This is a genomic window from Bradyrhizobium sp. Kon10 (genome assembly GCF_055807395.1).
The window spans coordinates 133,935-155,604 of record NZ_JBVVOZ010000005.1; the positions used below are offsets into that span (position 1 = coordinate 133,935).

The window sequence follows — 21,670 nt, forward strand, 5'->3', positions numbered from 1 at the left end:
ATCGAACCGAATACGGTCCGATCGCCGCCAGTGTCCCGCCTGCCATCATCACTGCGGGGATCGATCAGCGCGTCGCCGCGCTGACCGCGTGTGTCCTGCTGCGCGCCAGTATCGCCACCACGATCAACGCCGCGACCATGTTCGCGGCGGCGCTGACCAGGATTGGCAGCGTGTAGCTGTGATTGACGTCGTAGGCGAAGCCAGCGGCGCTCGGGCCAATGAGCGTGCCGAAGGCGACGCTGGTGTAGAGAATGCCGATGATTCCGCCGACATTGCGTCCTCCGAAATAGTCCATCACGACGGCGGGCAGGACCGCGACCCACCCCCCGTAGAAGGTGCCATAGACGAAGGCGAAGGCGGCGAGAGCCCAGGTGTTTGCCGCCACTGCCCAGATCGCCATGGCGAGCGCCATTCCGATCAGCACGATGATCAGCGAGCGGTCGCGGCCCACGCGGTCGGCGAGTGCGCCGAGAAAGAAGCGGCCCGCAGTGCTGCCGACCCCGATCATTCCGAGCAGCGCCACGGCAGACGATGCCGTGACGCCATGGTCCCGTGCATAGGGCACGAGATGGACGAACGGGACGAAGGCGCCGAACGAGCAGACCAGACAGGACACGTAGAGGCCGATAAAGCGCGTCGACCGGACGGCCTCAGGAACCGAAGCACCGCTGGGTTTGGTCGCACCCGATGTCTCGCGGAGTGGGTCGCCGTCGGGACCAAGGCCGCGGTCCTTCGGGTCATTCTCGATCAGCAGTGAGAGCCCGCCGCCGAGCACCAGCGCGATGGCGCCCAGCGCGAGATAGGCGCCGCGCCAGCCCGCCCATGCGATCAGCAGGGAGGCGAGCGGCGGCATTGCCAGGGTGCCGAGCCCGATACCGCTGACGGCCAGACCGGAAGCAAAGCCGCGGCGTTTCACGAACCAGCGCTGCACCGCGCCGATCGCCGGAACATAGGCGCAGCCGACGCCGAGTCCGACACCAAGTCCGTAGGCGAGGTAGACCTCGACAAGGGAACGCGCAGTGCTCGCGGCCGCAAGTCCGGCTGCGACCAGGATCATGCCGGCAACGGCGAACGGGCGTGAGCCGAACCGGTCGGCAAGGGGACCGCTGACGATGCCAAGGGCGAAGTACAGGAAGCCGGCGATCGAGAATACCAGCGAGATCGAACCACGAGAGGCGCCGAAATCGCGCTGGAGCGGTTCCAGAAATGCGCTGAACGTGTAGGCGGATCCGAAGCCGACGAACATGATCGCGAACGCGCCGGCGACGACGAACCAGCCGTAGAAAAAGCTTCGATGAGCCTGGGCGGACTGAATGGTCAATGTTGCCTCCGTAAGGTGAGGGCGGGATGGCGGCGATGCCATGAGGTGGCGCGCTGGAATGCCGCACCAGCGCGTAACAGCACGGCTTCCTTGAGATGACCGGCGACGAGCTGGAACGCGATCGGCATTCCGTCGGTCGATGCTCCGCCCGGCAGTGTGATGGTGGGATGACCAGTCATGTCGAACGCGCAGGTGTAGCGCTGCATTTTCGCGATCAGGTCCAGCTGCTCGCCGAGCGTCCGGATCGCGGCGAGCGTCACGGGCGGAAACGGGTGCACCGGGATCAGCAGCAGGTCGATCGTCTCGAACAGTGCGGTCACACGGCCGCGCAGTGCCAGCCGCCGCAGCAAGATCTTTTGATAATCGAGAGCCGAGAGCGCACGACCGGCCTCGATGACCGACGCGAGGATCGGACCATACTGGTCCTTGCGGGCGGGATAAGTCGCCTCGTGCGCGACGGCAGCCTCCACCGCACAATTCGGCGTCCAATCGACGACCGCCTGCTTCACGTCCGGAAATTGGACATCGACAATGTCAGCCCCAAGTGTGCGGAAAGCATCGATGGCGTCGGACAATACACGCTGCGTCGCAACGTCCACGTCGTTGCCGTTCCAGGCTGCGTCGACGCCGATACGCAAGCCTCGTACGTCCTGTATGGCCGCGGCCAAATAGTCCGGCACCGGATCGAGCAGCGAGGTCGGATCGCTCGGGTCGTGTCCGCCGATCACGCCGAGCAGCGCGGCGGTATCGACAGCGCTGCGGCCGATCGGTCCGACATGGTCGAGGCTCGCTGCCAGCTCGAACGTGCCGTGGCGGCTAACACGGCCCCAGCTTGGCTTCAGCCCGGTCAGTCCGTTGGCGGCGCACGGCCAGCGGATCGAGCCGCCGGTGTCGGAGCCAAGCGAGCCGAAGCAAAGTCCGGCGGCCGTCGCGACCGCCGAACCGCTCGACGAAATGCCCGGCCAGTAATCCGCGTTCCAGGGATTCTTCGGCGGCGTCACCAGCGGATGGTGGTCGGAATAGGCGCCTTCGGTGAGTTGCAGCTTGCCCAGCACAATGGCACCCGCGTCCTTGAGCCGGCGCACGACGGTCGCATCTTCATCGGGTCGAAAGTCGCGATGCAGGGTGGTGCCGGCGGCGGTCGGAATGCCCTTCGTCCAGAACAGATCCTTCAGCGCAATCGGTACGCCATGCAGCGGACCGCGGTAGTGGCCACAGGCGATTTCGGCGTCCGCAGCTTTCGCCTCGGCGATGGCCGATTCCGCCATCACGTGAACATAGCTGCCGAGGTCACAATCCAGGGCAGAGATGCGGTCGAGCTGCGAACGCGTCACGTCCAGCGCGGAGATTGCGCGCGCCTTGAGGCGTGCGGCGAGCTCGGTAAGTTCGAGATAGTGCAGGGCATCAGCCACGGCTCGCAATCTCCAGTCTCGTTGTCGCAACAGATCGACACCTGTATATAAATTATACAGGTGTCGGTTGCTGTCAACCGGTAAAGCTGCTTTAATGGTGTTCCAACCCTTGGTGTTCCGATGTCCAAAGAGTCGCGCAAATTCAAGGTTCCCGACCAGCTGGCGAACGTCTACGATTTCGCCAACACGCTCGATGCTCGCCACTTCACGCATTTCGGCGTGGAGCACCCGCAGGGCGATGAGCTCGGCGGGCCGAAGCAGCTTGCGGAGTGGATGCAGGAACGCGGGCTCGATACGGGCGGCGGTCGTGTCACGCTCCCGATGTTCGAGACCGCCCTGCGGCTGCGCGGAGCGTTGCGTGCCTATCTGCAATGCGAGCCGGCAGAGCGGCGTCGGAACAAGGATGTGCTCGGCGCGCTCGATGACGCGCTGGCGCCGTTTCCGCTGCGGGTGGAGGTGCGTGCGGGGCAGGGTGCGATCTTGTCGGCGGTGCGCGAGGATGCGCTCGCGGGACTCTCCGCCATCGCGATCGAGCTGCACGATGCAACGCTTACGGGAACGTTGGATCGATTGAAGATGTGTGCCTCGGAGGAATGCCGTCGGGTGTTCTTCGACCGGTCGAAGCCATCGACGCGACGATGGTGCATGTCGACGCTATGCGGCAACCGGATGAAGACGCGCGCCTATCGCGAACGACAGCGCGAGGCGAGATAGATCGCGTCAGGCGCGATAGTGGCCCGACTTGCCGCCCAGCTTCTCGACGAGGTGAATGCTTTCGATGCGCACGCCGCGCTCCACCGCCTTGATCATGTCGTAGATGGTGAGACAGGCGACCGTAACAGCCGTCAACGCCTCCATCTCGACACCGGTCGGGCCCGTGACTTTCACACTAGCCCGAACAAGGCAGCCGGGCAGTTTTGTATCCGGCTCGATGTCCACCGTCACCTTTGACAATGCGAGCGGATGGCAGAGCGGGATCAGCTCCGAGGTGCGCTTGGCGGCCATGATGCCGGCGATGCGCGCGGTGCCGAGCACGTCGCCCTTCTTGGCGTTGCCGGAGACGATCAGGTCAAGCGTCGCCCTGCTCATCACGACGCGGCCCTCCGCGACTGCGAGCCGCTCGGTTGCGGGTTTGTCCGAGACGTCGACCATGCGCGCCTCGCCGGAGGAGCCGATATGGGTAAGGCCAGGGCCGGCCTTCGCGGTCGCGAGGAGAGGATTGGCTGACTTGGTCTTCGACGGCTTGCGCGCCATATCAGCGCGTGCCCGTGGCGCGCGGTGCGGTCTCGCGGGCGAGCAGGGTGCGTGTAGCAGCGGTCACGTCGGTTTGCCGCATCAGGCTCTCGCCGACCAGGAAGGTCGACATGCCGACGCGCTCGAGCCGGGCGAGATCCGCCGGTGTGAAGATGCCGCTCTCGCCGACCATCAGCCGGTCCCGCGGAATCAGCGGCGCCAGCATCTCGCTGGTCGCAAGCGTGGTCTCGAAGGTGCGCAAATTGCGATTATTGACCCCGATCATCGGCGAGCGCAGCTTGAGCGCCCGATCGAGCTCGGCGCGGTCGTGGATCTCGATCAGCACGTCCATGCCGTAGGCGAGCGCCGCGTCCTCGAGATCCCTGGCGATGGCATCGTCGAGCGCGGCCATGATGATGAGGATGCAATCGGCGCCGTGCGCGCGCGCCTCGACCACCTGATAAGTGTCGAACATGAAATCCTTGCGCAGCACCGGCAGTGAGGTTGCGGCGCGCGCCGCCACCATGAAATCGAGATGGCCCTGGAACGAGGGCGTGTCGGTCAGCACTGACAGACAGGCGGCGCCGCCTGCTTCATAAGCCTTGGCGAGCTCAGGCGGATCAAAATCCGCGCGGATCAGTCCCTTCGACGGCGAAGCTTTCTTCACCTCCGCGATCAGCGCGTAGTCGCCGCTGGCGTGCTTGGCCTTGATCGCACGCAAGAAGCCGCGCGGCGCGGCTTGCGTCTTGGCCTTCGCTTCCAGCGCCGACAGCGGCTGCGCGCGCCTGGCGGCAGCAATCTCCTCGCGCTTGTAGGTTTCGATCTTGGTCAGGATGTCCGACATGTCAGGCTCAGCCGTTCGAGATCGCGATCAGATGTTTCAGCCGTGCGCTAGCCGCGCCGCTGTCGAGCGACTTCGCGCCGATTGCGACCCCGTCCTTGAGATCCTTGGCACGTCCGGCCACCATCAACGCGGCGGCGGCGTTGATCAGCGCGACGTCGCGATAGGGGCTCGGCTTGCCGTCAAGCACGCTCTGGAGTGCGAGGGCATTGGCGTCGGCGTCACCGCCCTTCAGGGCGCCGGGCTCGCAGCGCGGCAGGCCAGCCTCCTCCGGCGTCACCTCGAAATTCCGGATCTCGCCATTGTGGAGCGCGGAGACGAAGGTCGGGCCGGTGAGGGTGATCTCGTCCAGGCCATCGGAGCCGTGCACGACCCAGACGGATTCGGAGCCCAAGTTTTTGAGCACCTGCGCCAGCGGCTGCACCCATTGTCGCGAGAACACGCCGACCATCTGTCGCTTCACGCCGGCCGGGTTGGACAGCGGTCCGAGCAGATTGAAGATCGTGCGCGTGGCGAGCTCGACCCGGGTCGGGCCGACATTCTTCATAGCGGGATGGTGGGCCGGCGCGAACATGAAGCCGATGCCGCATTCGCGCACGCAGCGGCCGACCTGCTCGGGCTTGAGGTCGATCTTGACGCCGAGCGAGGCCAGCACGTCGGCTGCACCCGAGCGCGACGACAGCGCGCGATTGCCGTGCTTGGCCACAGGCACGCCTGCGCCCGAGATGATGAAGGAGGCGCAGGTCGAGACGTTGACCGAGCCGGAGCCGTCGCCGCCGGTGCCGACGATATCGACGGCATCAGATGGGGCCGTCACGGTCAGCATCTTGGATCGCATGGCCGAGACCGCGCCGGTGATCTCGTCCACGGTCTCGCCGCGCACCCGCAGCGCCATCAACAGGCCGCCCATCTGCGAGGGGGTGGCTTCGCCGGACATCACTGCGTCGAAGGCGGAGGCTGCTTCGTCACGCGACAGGCTGGCGCCGGTCGCCACTTTTCCGATAATCGATTTCAGGTCGTCCATCGCGTGCTTTCAACTCACTGGTTCGCGCCCGTCACCTGCGCGAAGGCGGCCTGATTAATGCTGGTCCCGATGTCGGTTTCAAGCTTGTTGACGTAGGAGGCAACCTGCTCGTCGGTCAGCGCCCGATCGATGCTGTCCTTCAGCTTCTTGACGGCATCGGAGGCGGCGTCCAGCGCGGGATCGACGATGTCGGTGACGCGGAAGACAATGACTTCGCTGCCGCCGGTCACGGGCGTCTGTCCGACGCCGTCTTTGGCGGTGCGGAAGGCGGCCGCGACCAGGTTGGTGGGCACGCCAGCCGGCTGATCGTCGCGCTTGAAGCCGCTCGCGGTCTCGACCTTGGCGCCGATCGCCGCAGCCTCGTCGGCGAGCTTGCCGCCTTGTTCGAGTTTCTGCACCATCTCCGTCGCCTTGGTCTTGAGCTTGGCGGCGATCTGGTCCTGGCGCCAGCGCGCCTCGACCTGGTCGCGGACCTCGTCGAGATTGCGGTCGCGCGAGGGGGTGATGGCCAGCACGTCATACCAGACATAGCCGCCGCGGAACGAGATCGGGTCGTTGTCGACGCCGACGTCGCTGTTGAAAGCCTGCGACACCACGTCGAGGCCCTGCGGAATGCTGGCGACGGGTTGGCCATCCGGCGCGCGGCCGGAGCGGTCGACAGCATCGATGGTCACGGCCGTGAGCCCGAGCTTCTGCGCCGCGTCGACCACGCTGGTGCCGGCGCCGCGCTCGTCCTCCATCTTGTCGCGGAGCTCCCCGACCTTGACGCGGGCACGCTCGGTCGCGATCTCGCGCTTGATCTCGCCGGCCATGCTGGCGTAGTTCGGCTCGACACCCGGCTCGATCTTGTCGACCTTGACGATCGCGGTGCCGAGACGGCCCAGGATCGGCTGGCTGATCTCGCCGACGGGCAGTGCAAAGACGGCGTCGGCGATGGCCGGATCGAGTGAGGACTTGGTCACCAGCCCAAGATCGACGTCGGAGGCGCTCAGTCCGCGCTCCTTGCCGAGATCCTCGAACGACAACCCGCCGACAAGACGCTCGCGCGCGGCCTGCGCCTCGGCGAGGTTGGGGAACACGATCTGGTGGACCTCGCGCTTCTCCGGCGTGCCGAGCCGGTCCTTGCGCTGGTCGAACAGCTTCTTTGCGTCCTCGTCGGAGACCTGGGACCATTTGGCGATCTCTTCCGGCGAGATCACGACGAAGGCAATCTTGCGGAATTCGGGCGCGCGGAATTGAACCTTGTGGTCCTCGAAATAGGCGGCGAGCGCCTCGGGCGAGGGCGCATCGGTGGTGCCTGCCTGCGCCGCGTCGAGCTTCACGAACTCGATCGCGCGCTGCTCGTTCTGGAAGCGCGTCAGCACCTCGAGCATCGCCTTCGGCGGCTCGAGGCCGGCGCCGATCGTGCCGGTGATCTGCCGGCGCAACGACACCTTGCGCTGGTCGGCAACGTAGCGCTGCTCGGTGTAGCCGAAATTGCGGATCACGGCCTGGAAGCGGTTCGGATCGAAATTGCCGTCGACGCCCTTGAAGTTCGGATCGTTCATGATGAGCTGGCGGATCTGGTCGTCGGACTGGCCGAGTCCGAGCCGGCGCGCCTCTTCGTCGAGGGCCGCTTCCGCGATGGTCTGCTGAAGCACCTGGCGGTCGAGTCCGAATGCGCGCGCCTGGTCAGGCGTGAGCGGGCGCCCAACTTGGCGGCCGATCTGCTGGAGGCGATCGGTGTAGATCTGGCGGAACTCGTTCAGCGAAATCTCGGTGTGGCCTACTTTGGCCACTGTGGACTGCCCGAAGCCACGGAAAATGTCGGCGATGCCCCAAACGCCGAAGCTGATGATCAATACGCCCATCACTAAGGCCATAATGGTCTTGCCGACCCAGTTTGATGAGGCCTTGCGCATTCCTCGAAGCATTTGGTCCAACTTGTTTGTCAGGAGGGGAACGGGAGCGCGGCTTAATGCAGATTCCGCAAGAGCGCGTCACCAAATTGATATGCCATCATAAAGTGGCGGCTTTCCCCCCGCAACCTCAGGTCCGGCCCGTCGCTGCTTCTGCGGTTAAAAGCCCCTGGTCTCTGGAACTGCAGCAGGACCTCTGCTAGCGCATGCACAAACCTCATTTCGCTGGAAATTGACATGACCGATGCCCTCCGACCGCTGATCGCCGGCAATTGGAAGATGAACGGCCTGCGAGCCGCGACTGCCGAATTCGACGCCATGCTCAATGGCGCGGCAGAGGTAACCGGCAAGGCCGATCTGCTGGTCTGCCCGCCGGCGACGCTGATTGCGGCCTTCGCCGATAAGGCCCGCGGCAAGGCGATCGCTGTCGGGGCGCAGGATTGCCATCCCAAGGCTTCAGGGGCCCATACCGGTGATATCGCCGCCGAAATGCTGGCGGATGCCGGCGCCAGCGCCATCATTGTCGGCCACTCCGAGCGCCGCGCCAACCATGGCGAGAGCGACGCCCTGATCAGGCAGAAGGCCGAGGCGGCCTGGCGGGCGGGGGTGCTTGCGATCGTCTGCATTGGCGAGACGCAGAGCCAGCGCGATGCCGGGCAGACCCTGGACATCTTGCGCGGCCAGCTCAACGGCTCGCTTCCGGACGGCTCCACGGCTGCCAATCTGGTCGTCGCCTATGAGCCGGTCTGGGCGATCGGCACGGGACTCACCCCCACCGCAGGGGATGTCGAGCAGATTCATGGCTTTATCCGGGAACTCCTGACCTCCAGGTTCAAGGCCGACGGTGCCACGATGCGCATCCTGTATGGCGGCTCGGTCAAGCCGTCGAACGCGTCCGAGCTGATGGCGGTCAAAAACGTCAACGGCGCGCTGGTCGGCGGCGCCAGCCTGAAAGCGGCCGATTTCCTTGCGATCGCCAAGGGCTGTCCCTAGCTAAGCCAGGAATGCGAACGGGACCGATCGGGGGTGGCAATGCCGTTTCCGATCGTGTAACACCGCGCAACTTCAGGAAAACCCGCGAAGCGCGATCGGCTGCCGGTACCGGCGCTGTCGGCTTGTGACGGAAGGATACCATGCAGACTGTTGTCATCGTCATCCACCTCATGATCGTTGCCATCATGATCGGTGCCGTGCTGCTCCAGAAGTCGGAGGGCGGTGGCCTCGGCATGGGCGGAGGCGCGGGCTTCATGTCGAGCCGCGGCACCGCGAACCTGCTGTCGCGCACGACTGCGGTGCTGGCGGCGGGCTTCTTCCTGACCAGCCTGTTCCTGTCCTGGTACGCCGGCTACAACCGTGCGCCCTCATCGATCATTGGCGCGCCGGCGTCGCAGACGCAGCCGGCCGGAGGCGCGCCGGTCGCGCCGCCGACCTCGGGCGGCATCCTGGATTCGCTGAAGAAGGCGGACGAGCAGCAGCAGGCCCCGGCGCCTAGCGGCCCGCAGGTGCCGCGCTCGCAATAAAGCAGGGGGGCTATGCAGGGCGGCTGCTACCGCTCTGCATCAACAGTCCCCATCAAGACCCTGTCACCACTCTTAGTTTTGGCTCACCCACAGGCCCGCAGAATCTTTGGGGCGGAATACGAATCGCTTTGGCGAATCGAATTCGAGGGATTAGAGGTTAAGCCCCATGGCGCGGTACATATTCATCACCGGCGGCGTGGTTTCTTCGCTCGGCAAGGGTTTAGCTTCAGCGGCGCTCGGTGCCCTGTTGCAGGCCCGGGGCTACAAGGTCCGCCTCCGCAAGCTCGATCCCTATCTCAACCTCGATCCCGGAACGATGTCGCCGTATCAGCACGGCGAAGTGTTTGTGACCGATGACGGCGCGGAGACCGATCTCGATCTCGGTCATTACGAGCGCTTCACCGGGCGGCCAGCGACCAAGCAGGACAACATTACCACGGGCCGCATCTACCAGGACATCATCACCAAAGAGCGCCGCGGCGACTATCTCGGCGCAACCATCCAGGTGGTTCCGCACGTCACCAACGCCATCAAGGAATTCGTCCTCTCCGGCAACGACGATTACGACTTCGTGCTGGTCGAGATCGGCGGCACCGTCGGCGATATCGAGGGTCTGCCGTTCTTCGAGGCGATCCGTCAGCTCAAGAACGAGCTGCCGCGCGATCACGCCGTCTACATCCATTTGACGCTGCTGCCGTACATTCCGAGCGCCGGCGAGCTCAAGACGAAGCCGACACAGCATTCGGTCAAGGAGCTGCGCTCGATCGGGATCCAGCCCGACATCCTGCTCTGCCGCACCGACCGCGAGATTCCGAAGGAAGAGCGGCGCAAGCTCGGCCTGTTCTGCAACGTGCGCGAAAGCGCCGTGATCGAGGCGCGCGACGTCGACAACATCTACGCTGTTCCCGAGGCCTATCACAACGCGGGCCTCGACGACGAAGTGCTGGCCGCCTTCGGCATCGGCTCGCGGATTCCGCCGGCGCTGCAAAGCTGGCAGCGCATCAACGAGCGCGTCCGCAATCCCGAGGGCAACGTCACCATTGCGATTGTCGGCAAATATACCGGCATGAAGGATGCGTATAAGTCGCTGATTGAGGCGCTCTCGCATGGCGGCATCGCCAACAAGGTGAAGGTCAATCTCGACTGGATCGAGAGCGAGATCTTCGAGAAGGAAGATCCCGCGCCGTTCCTCGAACACGTCAACGGCATCCTGGTGCCCGGCGGCTTCGGCCAGCGCGGCGCGGAAGGCAAGATCCGCGCGGCGCAGTTCGCGCGCGAGCGTGACGTTCCGTATTTCGGCATCTGCTTCGGCATGCAGATGGCAGTGATCGAGGCGGCGCGAAACCTTGTCGGCATCGAAGAGGCCAACTCCACCGAGTTCGGCCCGACCAAGGAGCCCCTGGTCGGCCTGATGACGGAATGGCTGCGCGGCAACGAGCTTGAGAAGCGTTCCAACGCCGGCGATCTCGGCGGCACGATGCGGCTTGGCGCTTATCCGGCGGCGCTCAATCGCGGCAGCCGCGTCTCCGAGGTCTATGGCGGTGCGACCGAGATTTCGGAGCGCCACCGTCACCGCTACGAGGTCAACACTGCCTACAAGGACCGTCTCGAGCAGCACGGTCTGAAGTTCTCCGGCCTCTCGCCCGACGGCGTGCTGCCGGAGATCGTCGAGTACGAGGATCACCCCTGGTTCATCGGCGTCCAGTTCCACCCCGAGCTGAAGTCGCGCCCGTTCGAGCCGCATCCGCTGTTTGCGTCGTTCATCCAGGCGGCGATGGTGCAGAGCCGGTTGGTCTGAGGCTCAAGCTGGGGTGGTGTTGTGACGCTCCAGTCGCATCAGCTCCGGCGGGACTGGCGTTGAAACGTCCGGCGCGAGCGATCCCACAACGAGCTTCATCTGCGGCCGCCGCGTCAGCTTGTAGACGGCGGCAGGCGGCACGTTCAGCAAGGTGCGATCCACGAGCTTTGCGCGCAAGCCGAGGCGGTCGAGCACCGGCCGCGGGATTGGACAGCCCAGGCCATAGGTGAACTGGTAGAACGCGCCGCCGGGACGGACATAGCTGAACGCGCCACCGATGATCGAGACGACCTTGCGGGTCGACATGTTGAGCAGCGGCAATCCGCTCACGACCGCGCCGACGGGCGCGCCGTCATAGAGGCGCTCCGTCGTCAGCCGCCCCGCATCCATCCACAACACGCGCGCGCTGGGAAAGCGCAATTGCAGAAGCTTCATGAAGTCGGATCCGTATTCGACCAGCGTGAGATCCTGCTGGCGCACGCCGCGTTTGAGGAGCTTGTAGGTGAAGGCGCCGGTGCCAGGGCCGAGCTCGAGAATTGGGCCGCTCGATGCCGTGATCTCGCGGGTGATGAGATCGGCCAGCGCCGCGCCCGACGGAGCGACCGCGCCGACCTGACGTGGGGCCGACATCCAGGACAGAAAGAACGAGAGGAAATCGTTGGGCATGAGCACTCCGGCATCTTGGTTGCACCTCGCGCGATCAGAGGTGAGGCGGATCCAATGTCGCGGGAGTGCATTGCGACAGCATTGCGCTTCAGAGGCGGAGGCGAATTGAATCAGCTCTGCCGGATCGGCGGCAGCGAAATCCTGAAGCAGGCGCCGCCGTCGGGACCGTCTTCGACCGAGACGTGGCCGCCATGCAGGAGCACGATCTCGCGAACCATATTGAGGCCAAGGCCGGCGCCGCGGTCGCGCGGCGTGAGCCGATAGAACGGCTCGAAAATCTGTTCACGCTGGTCGGCCGGAATGCCGGCGCCTTCGTCGGTGACTTCGATGGTCGCGGGGCTGCTGACACGAATGCCGATGGTGCCGCGGCGCGGGCCGTGCTGGATCGCATTCTGCACGAGGTTGGTCAGCGCGCGTTCCAGCGCGGCTGCGTCGCCGATCGTCTCGATCGGCGTGGCGGGCGCATCGAGCCCCAGCTCGTAGCCGGCGGCAATCGCCAGCGGCGCGAGGTCGGCCGCCGCACTTTGCGCGATCGCGACGAGGTCGATGCGCGCAAATGGATGGGCGCAGCGGTCCAGCCGCTGGATGTCCAGCAATTGCTCGGCAAGCGTTGCCAGCCGCGCGGAATCCTCCAGCAGCCGGGCCTTGTCCGGTCCCGATGGAAGCGACTCCAGTCGCGTGTTCAGGATCGCGATCGGCGTACGCAATTCGTGCGCGGCGTCGGCCACGAAGCGCTTGTGGCGGGCATAGCCCTGGTCGAGCCGCGCCAGCGCGTCGTTGACCGCATTCACGAGCGGCACGACCTCCAGCGGAATTCTTTCCAGCGACAGCCGCGCGCCGCGCTGATGGATGTCGATGCGCCGTGCCTGGTCCGCGGTGGTATCGAGTCCTCTGAAGGCGCGCCGCACGATCATTGGTGTCGCGATGAGGGTCGCCGTTGCCATCACCAGCAGGCCGGGCAGGGCGATGCCGAGGAATGCAAGCGAAGTCATGAATAACGCCTTGGTACCGGTGAGTCTGCCTTGTGTCGCCGTGATGACCTGTACGTTGCCGGCGTCGGTGTCGACCCGCTTCAGCCGCGCCGCTGGCCTGTGCGGATCGTCGTCGAAAAGCTGCCAGCCAAGCCGCGCCTGGCTGATCTGATCGAGGCCGCCGCCGATCGCGGCGAATTCGGCCGGCACGGCACCTTCGGAGAGCGAATGTCCCTGGCGGTCTCGGACCAGGAACCAGAGATCCGGCGTCTCGCCGCGTAACTGCTTCAGCTCGGGCGTCGGCCGCAGGATCAGTCCACCTTGCGGGTCGCGCGCGAGTGCGCGCTGTACGACGTCGATCACGCGATCCTCATCGCGCTCGGCGAGCACGAAGCCGGATGCGCATAATGCGCCGACGGCCATGGCAACCAGCGCGACCAGAAGTGCGGCCTGGAGCGAAAGCAGGCGCCAGCTCAGCCGCGAGCGCAGGCAATAGGGATCGTCGTGCTTGCTCATGTTAGCTTCTTCAGGCTGGCAGTTTCTTCAGGAGATAGCCGACGCCGCGAATGCCGTGGATCTCGATGCCGGCATCCGCCTCGGCAAGCTTGCGGCGTAGCCGCGAGATATGCGTGTCCAGCGCGTTCGACGCGATCTCATCATCGAAATTATAGACGGCCTCTTCCAGCGCGGAACGCAGCACGGTGCGGCCGATGCGGCGGATCAGGGCTTCGAGCACCAGCAGCTCACGGCGCGGCAGCTCGAACGGTTGGCCGTCGATGCTGGCCTCGCGATGGCCGAGGTCGAAGGCAAGGCGGCCCGCGCGGATGAGGTCCGGGGAAAGGCCTGCGGGCCGACGCAGCACGGCGCGGAGGCGCGCCAGCAGCTCCTCGACCGCGAATGGCTTGGCCAGATAATCGTCGGCGCCGCTGTCGAGGCCGGCGACGCGGTCGGCGAGCTCGCCACGTGCGGTCAGGACGATGATCGGAACGCCGCCAGCGCGCGCCCGAAGCTTCGGGATCAGGGCGAGGCCGTCGCCGTCGGGAAGCTGGCGGTCGAGCAGAACGGCGGCATGGACATCGGCGGAAATGGCCTCTTCGGCTTCCGCAAGGGTCGGGACATGGTCCACCACCATGTCGTAGCGCCTCAGCGCCGACGCCAGCGCGCCGGCCATCTCCGCCTCATCCTCGACGAGTAAAATCCGCATGATCCGCACCTGAAACGCAACTGGGCCATTCTAGCGGCCTGATCATTGCGGCAGCATTGCGGGAACCGGGCACGCGGTGCGTTGCGCGAGCCCGCGCAGGCATGCGCGAAACGCCTCAGGGGCGCCCGGGTGGCGCTCAAGACAGCGTCGTGACCAGTCGCTATAACCGCCACACTGTTCAGGGAGGAACACGAATGATCTACGAAATGCGGATCTATCGCTGCGTGCCCGGCCGATTGCCGGCGCTGCTGAAGCGGTTCGAGACGGTGACGCTGAAGCTGTGGGAGAAGCACGGCATCAAGCAGGCCGGGTTCTTCACGACGCTGATCGGCGAATCCAACCAGGAGCTGACCTATTTCCTCGCCTGGGAGTCGCTCGCCGACCGTGAAGCGAAGTGGGGCAAGTTCATGACCGATCCGGACTGGGTGAAGGGGCGCACCGAGAGCGAAGCGGACGGCCAGATCGTCGCCAACATCGTCAGCCAGCTCCTGACGCCGACCGCCTTCTCGTCGGTGAAATAACGCCTCCTGGCGCCGCCGGGGCCTTGCGAACAGCCCCGGCGCAACCCTGATATTCGAACGGCCCGGGCCGAACAGGGTTGATCGGCCTCTCATCGCCGCTATGGTCGCGGCGAAAGCGGGGAAAATTCATCGTGAGCTCTTCGACATCAGCGGCGCCAGTCGTCACCATTGGTGCGGTAAAATTCGGGAACGATCTGCCGATCTCGATCATTGCAGGACCCTGCCAGCTCGAAAGCCGCCAGCATGCGCTCGAGGTGGCCGCCGCGCTGAAGGAGATCGCCGCGCGGCTCAATGTCGGCCTCGTCTACAAGACCTCCTTCGACAAGGCCAACCGCACCAGCGCCTCGGCTGCGCGCGGCCTCGGGCTTGCGCAGTCGCTGCCGATCTTCGCCGAAATTCGTTCCTCAATCGGCCTGCCCGTCCTGACGGACGTGCATGATGCCGCGCAATGCGCCGATGTGGCCCAAGCGGTGGATGTGTTGCAGATCCCGGCCTTCCTGTGCCGCCAGACCGATCTGCTGCTGGCCGCGGCCGCAACGGGCAAGGTCGTGAACGTCAAGAAAGGCCAGTTCCTGGCGCCGTGGGACATGGCGAACGTCGTGGCCAAGATCACCAGCGCGAACAATTTCAATGTGCTCGTCACCGAACGCGGCGCGTCCTTTGGCTACAACACGCTGGTCTCGGACATGCGTGCGCTGCCGATCCTGGCGCGCACCACCGGTGCGCCCGTGATCTTCGACGCCACCCATTCGGTGCAGCAGCCGGGCGGGAAGGGGGCTTCCTCAGGCGGCGAGCGCGAATTCGTGCCGGTGCTGGCGCGCGCGGCTGTTGCGGTCGGAGTCGCCGGCGTCTTCATCGAGACCCATCCCGATCCCGATCGAGCCCCCTCGGACGGGCCCAACATGGTGCCGCTGCGCGAGTTCGAAGGGCTGATCCGCACCCTGATGGCGTTCGACGCGCTGGCCAAAAGCACCACGCGCTGATGCACCAGCCTGTGACCGGGCCGTCCTCCGACCAGAAGTTTCCACCTGCGATCAACATCATTGCGCTTGCCGGGTTCTCGGCGGCATTGTCGACGCGTGCGCTTGATCCTGTGCTGCCGCACGTCGCGGAGGATTTTGCGATCAGCATCACGACGGCCGCAAGCATCGCGGCCGGCTATGCCCTGATTTACGCGCTGGTCCAGCCGGTGGTCGGCGCCGCCGCCGATCTGTTCGGCAAGGCGCGATTGATGACGCTGTGTCTGGCGCTGCTCGGCGTGTCCTGCATTCTCGGCGCGCTCGCCACCTCGTTCTCGGGCCTGTTCGCGAGCCGCATCCTCGCCGGCATCGCATCCGGCGGCGTGTTTCCGGTGGCGCTCGGCCTGACCGCCGACCTGGTTGCGCCGGCCAAGCGGCAGGTCGCGATCGGACGCACGTTGGCGGGTTCGATGACCGGCAACCTGCTCGGCGCGTCGGCCTCCGGCATCATCGGCGATTTGATCGGTTGGCGAGGTGTGCTCATGGTGCTGGGCGCGCTCGGTCTGATCGCCGCCGTTGCTGTCGCCGCGGGCTTTCGCGGTGCCGCACTTGCGGCCCCGCCGAAGACCGATCTCAAGACTTTGCGGCAGGGCTACCGCACCATCTTCAAGAACCCCAACACGCGTTACTGCTACTCGGCGGTGTTCGTCGAGGGCTGCTGCGTGTTTGGCCTGTTTCCGTTCATCGCCGCTCTTCTGTTTGACCTCGGTGAAAAGTCGCTCTCGATCGCGGGCATCGTGATCGCGGGTTTTGCGATCGGTGGGCTGTTCTACACGTTCACGGTCTCGCGCTTCCTGCCGTGGCTCGGCGTCAGGGGCATGATGATTGCCGGCGCGAGCCTCGTGGCGCTGCAACTCAGTGCGCTGGCTTTCGGTCCGGGCTGGAAGCTCCAGTTCCTCAGCATGCTGGCGATGGGCTGGGGCTTCTACATGATCCATGGCTGCTTGCAGGTGTTTGCCAGCGAGCTCTCGATCGGGGCGCGGGCGACGGCAATGTCGCTGCACTCGTTCTTCTTCTTCATGGGACAGACCGTCGGACCACTGGCCTATGGCCTCGGCCTTCAGCACGGCGGCAAGGTGCCGACCCTGATCACGAGCGCCGCGATCATGGTGGTGCTGGGCCTCCTCTGCGGCCGGATGCTCAAGCCTCGCGCTCCGGCTGATGCACGCGCCTGACGGAAGTAGCCAATCGACCTCGCTCGTCAGCGAGCCGCGAACGATAGCGTAGGGCGCCGGGCGGCGCGATCAGGCAAGGTCCGTCGCCGCGTGATGCGATTTCATCGTCATTCGTCCCCAGCTAGCCCCGCCCGCGATAGGGCGCGACGCCTTGCTCCGGCACCCACAGGCCTTTCGGCACACGGCCGGTCTGCCAGAACACGTCGATCGGGATGCCGCCGCGTGGATACCAATAGCCGCCGATGCGCAACCATTTTGGCTTGATCTCGGAGGCGATGCGCTTGCCGATCATCACGGTGCAGTCCTCGTGGAAGGCGCCGTGGTTGCGGAAGCTCGCGATGTAGAGTTTTAGCGACTTCGACTCCAGCAGCCACGGACCGGGTGCGTAGTCGATCATCAGATGCGCGAAATCCGGCTGGCCCGTCACCGGGCACAGCGAGGTGAACTCCGGTACGGTGAAGCGGACCAGATAATCGGTGCCTTTCTGCGGATTGGGCACGTGGTCGAGCTGGGCTTCTTCCGGAGTGTGCGGCCATTCGACCGCGCGGCCGAGCTGGAGGGTCTTTTTCGCCATCGTGTTTGCGTCCTTTTCGGGACGCTTCTTTAGGCGATCGTCTGGACCATGACCACCCTGTCGTTGCCGGACTCGCAGCCCCAGAGTTCGCCGGGCCGACCATCGAGCTGGCGGACATTGGCGTTGGCGCGGTCGCTCGGGAAGCTGGTGAACTTTTCTGTCGCGGGATCGAAGCGGACGATCGCGTTGGCCGAAAAATCGGTCAGCCAGACCTTGTCCTTGTCATCGACATAGACCGCATAGGCACGCGGACGCTCGCCCGGCAGCTTCCATGTCTTCCAGGAGCCTTCGGCGGGGTCGTGCACCGAGACGTGACCGCTATTCCACTCGCTGACCCAGATCCGGCTCTTCGAATCCGACCAGACCCGCCGCGCGCCTTGGTTCGGCGTCGGCGGCTCGACCACTTTGGCGTTGCCGGTTGCAAGGTCAATCTTCGCGATGTAGCTGCCGGCGAGCGAGGCGTACCAGACATCGCCCCTGGGCGTGACCGCAATGCCGTAAGGACCGACGCCCTTCGGCGCCTTGAACACGGTCATCTCGCCGGACTTCGGTGCCAGGCGGCCGTAATAGCCGGACTGTCCGGTGAACCAGTAGGTGCCGGCCTTGTCGAATATCCCGGTGTTGAGATTGGCGTAGGCGAATTTTTCGGGCAGGTGGAACAACGTGACCTTGAGATCGGAAGGATCGACCCGCGCAATCGCGTTCTGGCCGCCTTCGGTAATCCATGGCGCCCCGTCGGGTCCGATCGTCACGCCGTGCGGGGCGGCGCCTTGGCCGAGGCTGATAGTCTTGAATGTGCCTTCGCTCGGATCGAGTCTGCCGAGCAGGCCCTTGCCCTGTGCGGTGAACCAGACCGTGCCGTCGGACGCGGGGGCAAGGTCATGCAACCCGGCGCCGGGGCTAATGGGAAAATATTTTGTTCGGAACGGGCCTTCCTGCGCAATACTTGGGCGGGTTGCGAGGAGGGCGGCGCTTGAGGCAAGAAACTGGCGGCGATTCATGGCGTTACCCCGACTGTTTCAGAATGAGGTTGGACGCGCAGACCAAGCGGCCTCAAGCTTAGCCCTGAGCGCTTCAAGCGTCAGTCGAAGCGGGGCGTCCAAGCGTTCACATTTGCTTGCGCTCCGTGTAAGACCCGCGGCGAACCGATCAGCTCCAACGAACGGAAGTGCAACATCATGACAGCCATCGTCGATATCATCGGACGCGAAATCCTGGATAGCCGCGGCAATCCCACCGTCGAGGTCGATGTCGTGCTGGAAGACGGCGCGCTCGGGCGCGCCGCCGTGCCATCCGGCGCCTCCACCGGTGCCCATGAGGCGGTGGAGCTGCGCGACGGCGACAAGGCCCGCTATCTCGGCAAGGGTGTCACCAAGGCGGTCGGCTCCGTCAATGGCGAGATCTTCGAGGCCCTGAGCGGCATGGATGCCGAGCAGCAGGTCCAGATCGACCAGATCATGATCGACCTCGACGGCACCGCGAACAAGAGCCGGCTCGGCGCCAATGCCATCCTCGGCGTCTCGCTCGCCGTCGCCAAGGCGGCCGCGAACTCGCTCGACATGCCGCTCTATCGTTACGTCGGCGGCACCTCGGCGCGACTCTTGCCGGTGCCGATGATGAACATCATCAATGGCGGCGTGCATGCCGACAACCCGATCGACTTCCAGGAGTTCATGATCCTGCCGGTCGGCGCGTCCTCCTTCGCCGAAGGCCTGCGCTATGGTGCCGAGGTCTTCCACACCCTGAAATCGGAGCTGAAGAAGGCCGGCCACAACACCAATGTCGGCGACGAGGGCGGCTTTGCCCCGAACCTGCCGTCGGCGGACGCCGCCCTCGAGTTCGTCATGAACGCGATCGGCAAGGCCGGCTACAAGGCGGGCACCGACATCGTGATCGGCCTCGACTGCGCCTCGACCGAGTTCTTCAAGGACGGCAAATACGTCTATGAAGGCGAGGGCAAGACCCGCTCGGTGTCCGAGCAGGCCAAATATCTTGCCGACCTCGTCGGCCGTTATCCGATCGTGACCATCGAAGACGGCATGTCGGAAGACGACATGGACGGCTGGAAGGAGCTCACCGACCTCGTCGGCAAGAAGTGCCAGCTCGTCGGCGACGACCTGTTCGTCACCAACGTCAAGCGCCTCGCCGAAGGCATCAAGGCGGGCCGCGCCAACTCGATCCTGATCAAGGTCAACCAGATCGGCACGCTGACCGAGACGCTCGCCGCCGTCGAGATGGCGCACAAGGCCGGCTACACGTCGGTGATGTCACACCGCTCCGGCGAGACCGAGGATTCCACCATCGCTGATCTCGCGGTGGCCACCAATTGCGGGCAAATCAAGACCGGCTCCCTTGCGCGTTCCGATCGCACCGCCAAATACAACCAGCTGCTGCGCATCGAGCAGCAACTCGGCAAGCAGGCGCTCTACGGCGGCAAGGCGGCACTGAAGGCGCTGGCATAAGCCAGCGTTTGGACGAAACAAGGGGAGGATCGACATGAGCGACGGTAAGACCGGACTGCAACTGCGTTCGCTGATCAAGGCGAGCGGTGAACTGGAAATCTCCCTGCTCGACGTGCCGACCCCCGAGCCCGCCGCGGACGAGGTCGTCGTCCGCGTCGAGGCGGCGCCGATCAACCCGTCCGACCTCGGGCTTCTGATCGGCGCGGCCGATATGAGCACGGCGAAGGCATCGGGCGCGAAAGAGTCTCCGGTCGTCACCGCGAAGGTGCCGGAAGGCGCGATGCGGGCGATGGCGGGCCGGCTCGACGAATCCATGCCGGTCGGCAACGAAGGCGCCGGCGTCGTCATCAGGACAGGCTCGTCGGATGCCGCGAAGGCGCTGATGGGCAAGACCGTCGCCATGATCGGCGGCGCGATGTATTCGCAGTACCGCACCCTGAAAGTGCGCGAGTGCCTGCCGCTGCCATCAGGCACGACGCCGGCCGAGGGCGCATCCTGCTTCGTCAATCCGCTGACAGCGCTCGGCATGACCGAGACGATGCGGCGGGAGGGTCACAAGGCGCTGGTGCATACCGCGGCCGCCTCCAATCTCGGGCAGATGCTGAACAAGATCTGCATCAAGGACGGCATCCCGCTGGTCAACATCGTGCGCAGCAAGGAGCAGGCCGACATCCTGCACAAGATCGGCGCCAAATACGTCGTCGACTCCTCCGCGCCGAGCTTCCTCGGCGATCTCACCAACGCGCTGGTCGAGACCGGCGCCACCATCGCCTTCGACGCCATCGGCGGCGGCAAGCTTGCCGGCGATATCCTCAACTGCATGGAAGTCGCGATCAACAAGACCGCGAAGGAATACAGCCGCTACGGCTCCAACGTGCACAAGCAGGTCTACGTCTACGGCGGCCTCGACGTGCGCCCGATCGAGTTCCCGCGCGGCTTCGGCATGGCCTGGGGCGTCGGCGGCTGGCTGCTGTTTCCGTTCCTGATGAAGATCGGGCAGGCCGACGGCGCCAAGCTGCGCCAGCGCGTGGTCGACGAATTGAAGACGACCTTCGCGAGCCACTACACCAAGGTGGTGTCGCTTTCCGAGACGCTCGATCCGGCCAATATCGCGGTGTACGCCAAACGCGCCACTGGCGAGAAATTCCTGATCGCTCCGAATAAGTAACTCCGTTGGCCTGTGGGCCAACGATCTGACGAAACCACATTTGCGCCGAAGATCAGGCCGCCGCTTGGCGGCCTGATCGTTTTGGGCAACGATCTCCTTTGGCGAAACGCTGCGTTTCCAAATCGGATCGGTTCATGCACTTGCATACATCGGTCGGGATCGATTAACTGCCGGCCCGGCACTCCCGCTCAAGATCTCCGGGGCAACACATCAAGGACAACCCATGGCCTACAATATCGTCGTGATCGCCGGCAGCCTGCGCAAGGACAGCTTTTCGCTGAAGGTCGCCAACGCGCTCGCAAAACTCGCGCCGGCCTCCCTCAGGCTCGAGGTCATCACCCCGGCGGGGATCTCGTTCTTCAACCAGGACCTCGAGGGCGCCCCGCCAGCTGACTGGCTCGCGTTCCGCGACAAGCTCCAGAAGTCGGACGGCATCATCTTCGTCACGCCGGAATACAATCGCTCCATCCCCGGCGTGCTCAAGAACGCCATCGACGTCGCCTCGCGGCCCTATGGCAAGAGCTCGTTCAACGGCAAGCCGGTCGGCATCATTTCCAACTCGCCGGGTCCACTCGGCGGCGTCAGCGCGGCCAAGCATCTGCAGACCATCCTGCCGGGCATTTCCGGGCCGATCCTGCAACAGCCGGAGGCGTATCTGAACGCTGTCGGCGACGCCTTCGATGCCGGCGGCAATCTGGTCAAGGACTCCCTAAAGCCGGTGCTCCAGGCCTATGTCGACGCGTTTGCCGCGCACGTGGCGAAGCATCACGGCTGAGGCCGACTTCGCCGCGCCCGGGTGGCGAGTTCTTCATCCTGAGGCGATCGCACAGCGGTCGTCTCGAAGGGTTCGCGACGGCACTTCG

The 21,670-nt window shown here is 65.1% G+C and carries 21 protein-coding genes; 10 read left to right on the forward strand and 11 right to left on the reverse strand.

Translation table 11 applies throughout. From position 1 onward, the window contains the following. Positions 1–64: 64 nt before the first annotated feature. A complete protein-coding gene (locus AC0L2O_RS10010) occupies positions 65–1,321 on the reverse strand; it encodes an MFS transporter (protein ID WP_473369607.1) in 1,257 nt (418 codons plus the stop codon). Then, a complete protein-coding gene (locus AC0L2O_RS10015; protein WP_473369608.1) occupies positions 1,318–2,733 on the reverse strand; it encodes an amidase in 1,416 nt (471 codons plus the stop codon). The genes AC0L2O_RS10010 and AC0L2O_RS10015 overlap by 4 nt, the downstream gene beginning before the upstream one ends. Before the next feature lie 120 nt (positions 2,734–2,853). On the opposite strand from AC0L2O_RS10015, the gene AC0L2O_RS10020 reads away from it, so the two are divergent. Beyond that, positions 2,854–3,447, forward strand: a complete 594-nt coding sequence (locus tag AC0L2O_RS10020; protein WP_473369609.1) for a CGNR zinc finger domain-containing protein — start codon at positions 2,854–2,856, stop codon at positions 3,445–3,447. A 6-nt stretch (positions 3,448–3,453) separates the two neighbouring features. On the opposite strand, the gene moaC is transcribed toward AC0L2O_RS10020, so the two are convergent. From moaC to AC0L2O_RS10040, 4 genes are read right to left on the reverse strand one after another with little or no spacing between them, the layout of a single operon-like run. Continuing rightward, complete coding sequence (gene moaC / locus AC0L2O_RS10025) at positions 3,454–3,987, reverse strand: cyclic pyranopterin monophosphate synthase MoaC (protein WP_473369610.1); 534 nt, start codon at positions 3,985–3,987, stop codon at positions 3,454–3,456. A 1-nt stretch (position 3,988) separates the two neighbouring features. Continuing rightward, positions 3,989–4,810 (reverse strand): indole-3-glycerol phosphate synthase TrpC, encoded by an 822-nt coding sequence (gene trpC / locus AC0L2O_RS10030; protein ID WP_473369611.1) that lies wholly within the window; start codon positions 4,808–4,810, stop codon positions 3,989–3,991. 7 nt (positions 4,811–4,817) lie between these two features. Further along, positions 4,818–5,831 carry an anthranilate phosphoribosyltransferase gene (trpD, locus tag AC0L2O_RS10035; protein WP_473369612.1) on the reverse strand — a complete coding sequence of 338 codons (1,014 nt, stop codon included), beginning with the start codon at positions 5,829–5,831 and terminating at the stop codon, positions 4,818–4,820. A gap of 14 nt (positions 5,832–5,845) precedes the next feature. Beyond that, the gene (locus AC0L2O_RS10040) at positions 5,846–7,744 is read right to left on the reverse strand and encodes a SurA N-terminal domain-containing protein (protein ID WP_473369613.1); all 1,899 of its coding nucleotides are present in this window, start codon (positions 7,742–7,744) and stop codon (positions 5,846–5,848) included. 222 nt (positions 7,745–7,966) lie between these two features. On the opposite strand from AC0L2O_RS10040, the gene tpiA reads away from it, so the two are divergent. From tpiA to AC0L2O_RS10055, 3 genes are all read left to right on the forward strand, one after another. Further along, entirely contained in the window at positions 7,967–8,722 is a 756-nt protein-coding gene (gene tpiA / locus AC0L2O_RS10045) for a triose-phosphate isomerase (protein WP_473369614.1), read from the forward strand. A gap of 140 nt (positions 8,723–8,862) precedes the next feature. Next, on the forward strand, positions 8,863–9,249 hold the full coding sequence (secG, locus tag AC0L2O_RS10050) for a preprotein translocase subunit SecG (RefSeq protein ID WP_369723457.1): 387 nt from the start codon (positions 8,863–8,865) through the stop codon (positions 9,247–9,249). Positions 9,250–9,415: 166 nt separating this feature from the next. Beyond that, on the forward strand, positions 9,416–11,047 hold the full coding sequence (locus AC0L2O_RS10055; protein WP_409188622.1) for a CTP synthase: 1,632 nt from the start codon (positions 9,416–9,418) through the stop codon (positions 11,045–11,047). 3 nt (positions 11,048–11,050) lie between these two features. Here AC0L2O_RS10055 and AC0L2O_RS10060 read toward each other — a convergent pair whose 3' ends face one another. The 3 genes from AC0L2O_RS10060 to AC0L2O_RS10070 all read right to left on the reverse strand — a co-directional run bounded on the left by AC0L2O_RS10060 (position 11,051) and on the right by AC0L2O_RS10070 (position 13,888). Next, entirely contained in the window at positions 11,051–11,713 is a 663-nt protein-coding gene (locus AC0L2O_RS10060) for a class I SAM-dependent methyltransferase (RefSeq protein WP_473369615.1), read from the reverse strand. 110 nt (positions 11,714–11,823) lie between these two features. Next, on the reverse strand, positions 11,824–13,200 hold the full coding sequence (locus tag AC0L2O_RS10065; protein ID WP_473369616.1) for a sensor histidine kinase: 1,377 nt from the start codon (positions 13,198–13,200) through the stop codon (positions 11,824–11,826). 10 nt (positions 13,201–13,210) lie between these two features. Then, complete coding sequence (locus tag AC0L2O_RS10070; protein ID WP_409188625.1) at positions 13,211–13,888, reverse strand: response regulator; 678 nt, start codon at positions 13,886–13,888, stop codon at positions 13,211–13,213. A 194-nt stretch (positions 13,889–14,082) separates the two neighbouring features. On the opposite strand from AC0L2O_RS10070, the gene AC0L2O_RS10075 reads away from it, so the two are divergent. The 3 genes from AC0L2O_RS10075 (at position 14,083) to AC0L2O_RS10085 (ending at position 16,603) form a co-directional block, all read left to right on the forward strand. Beyond that, a complete protein-coding gene (locus tag AC0L2O_RS10075; protein WP_369723459.1) occupies positions 14,083–14,409 on the forward strand; it encodes an NIPSNAP family protein in 327 nt (108 codons plus the stop codon). A gap of 131 nt (positions 14,410–14,540) precedes the next feature. Next, the gene (kdsA, locus tag AC0L2O_RS10080; RefSeq protein ID WP_473369617.1) at positions 14,541–15,392 is read left to right on the forward strand and encodes a 3-deoxy-8-phosphooctulonate synthase; all 852 of its coding nucleotides are present in this window, start codon (positions 14,541–14,543) and stop codon (positions 15,390–15,392) included. Then, positions 15,392–16,603 (forward strand): MFS transporter, encoded by a 1,212-nt coding sequence (locus AC0L2O_RS10085; protein WP_473369618.1) that lies wholly within the window; start codon positions 15,392–15,394, stop codon positions 16,601–16,603. The genes kdsA and AC0L2O_RS10085 overlap by 1 nt, the downstream gene beginning before the upstream one ends. Positions 16,604–16,724: 121 nt before the next feature. Here AC0L2O_RS10085 and queF read toward each other — a convergent pair whose 3' ends face one another. Then, on the reverse strand, positions 16,725–17,177 hold the full coding sequence (gene queF / locus AC0L2O_RS10090; RefSeq protein ID WP_369723462.1) for a preQ(1) synthase: 453 nt from the start codon (positions 17,175–17,177) through the stop codon (positions 16,725–16,727). Between the two features lie 29 nt (positions 17,178–17,206). Beyond that, complete coding sequence (locus AC0L2O_RS10095) at positions 17,207–18,178, reverse strand: Vgb family protein (RefSeq protein ID WP_473369619.1); 972 nt, start codon at positions 18,176–18,178, stop codon at positions 17,207–17,209. A 177-nt stretch (positions 18,179–18,355) separates the two neighbouring features. On the opposite strand from AC0L2O_RS10095, the gene eno reads away from it, so the two are divergent. The 3 genes from eno (at position 18,356) to AC0L2O_RS10110 (ending at position 21,582) form a co-directional block, all read left to right on the forward strand. Next, positions 18,356–19,639: a phosphopyruvate hydratase gene (gene eno, locus AC0L2O_RS10100; protein ID WP_473369620.1), complete on the forward strand. Its 1,284-nt coding sequence runs from the start codon at positions 18,356–18,358 to the stop codon at positions 19,637–19,639. Positions 19,640–19,673: 34 nt separating this feature from the next. Next, a complete protein-coding gene (locus AC0L2O_RS10105) occupies positions 19,674–20,807 on the forward strand; it encodes a zinc-binding dehydrogenase (protein WP_473369621.1) in 1,134 nt (377 codons plus the stop codon). Between the two features lie 223 nt (positions 20,808–21,030). Next, positions 21,031–21,582: an NADPH-dependent FMN reductase gene (locus AC0L2O_RS10110; RefSeq protein ID WP_369723465.1), complete on the forward strand. Its 552-nt coding sequence runs from the start codon at positions 21,031–21,033 to the stop codon at positions 21,580–21,582. Positions 21,583–21,670 lie beyond the last annotated feature (88 nt).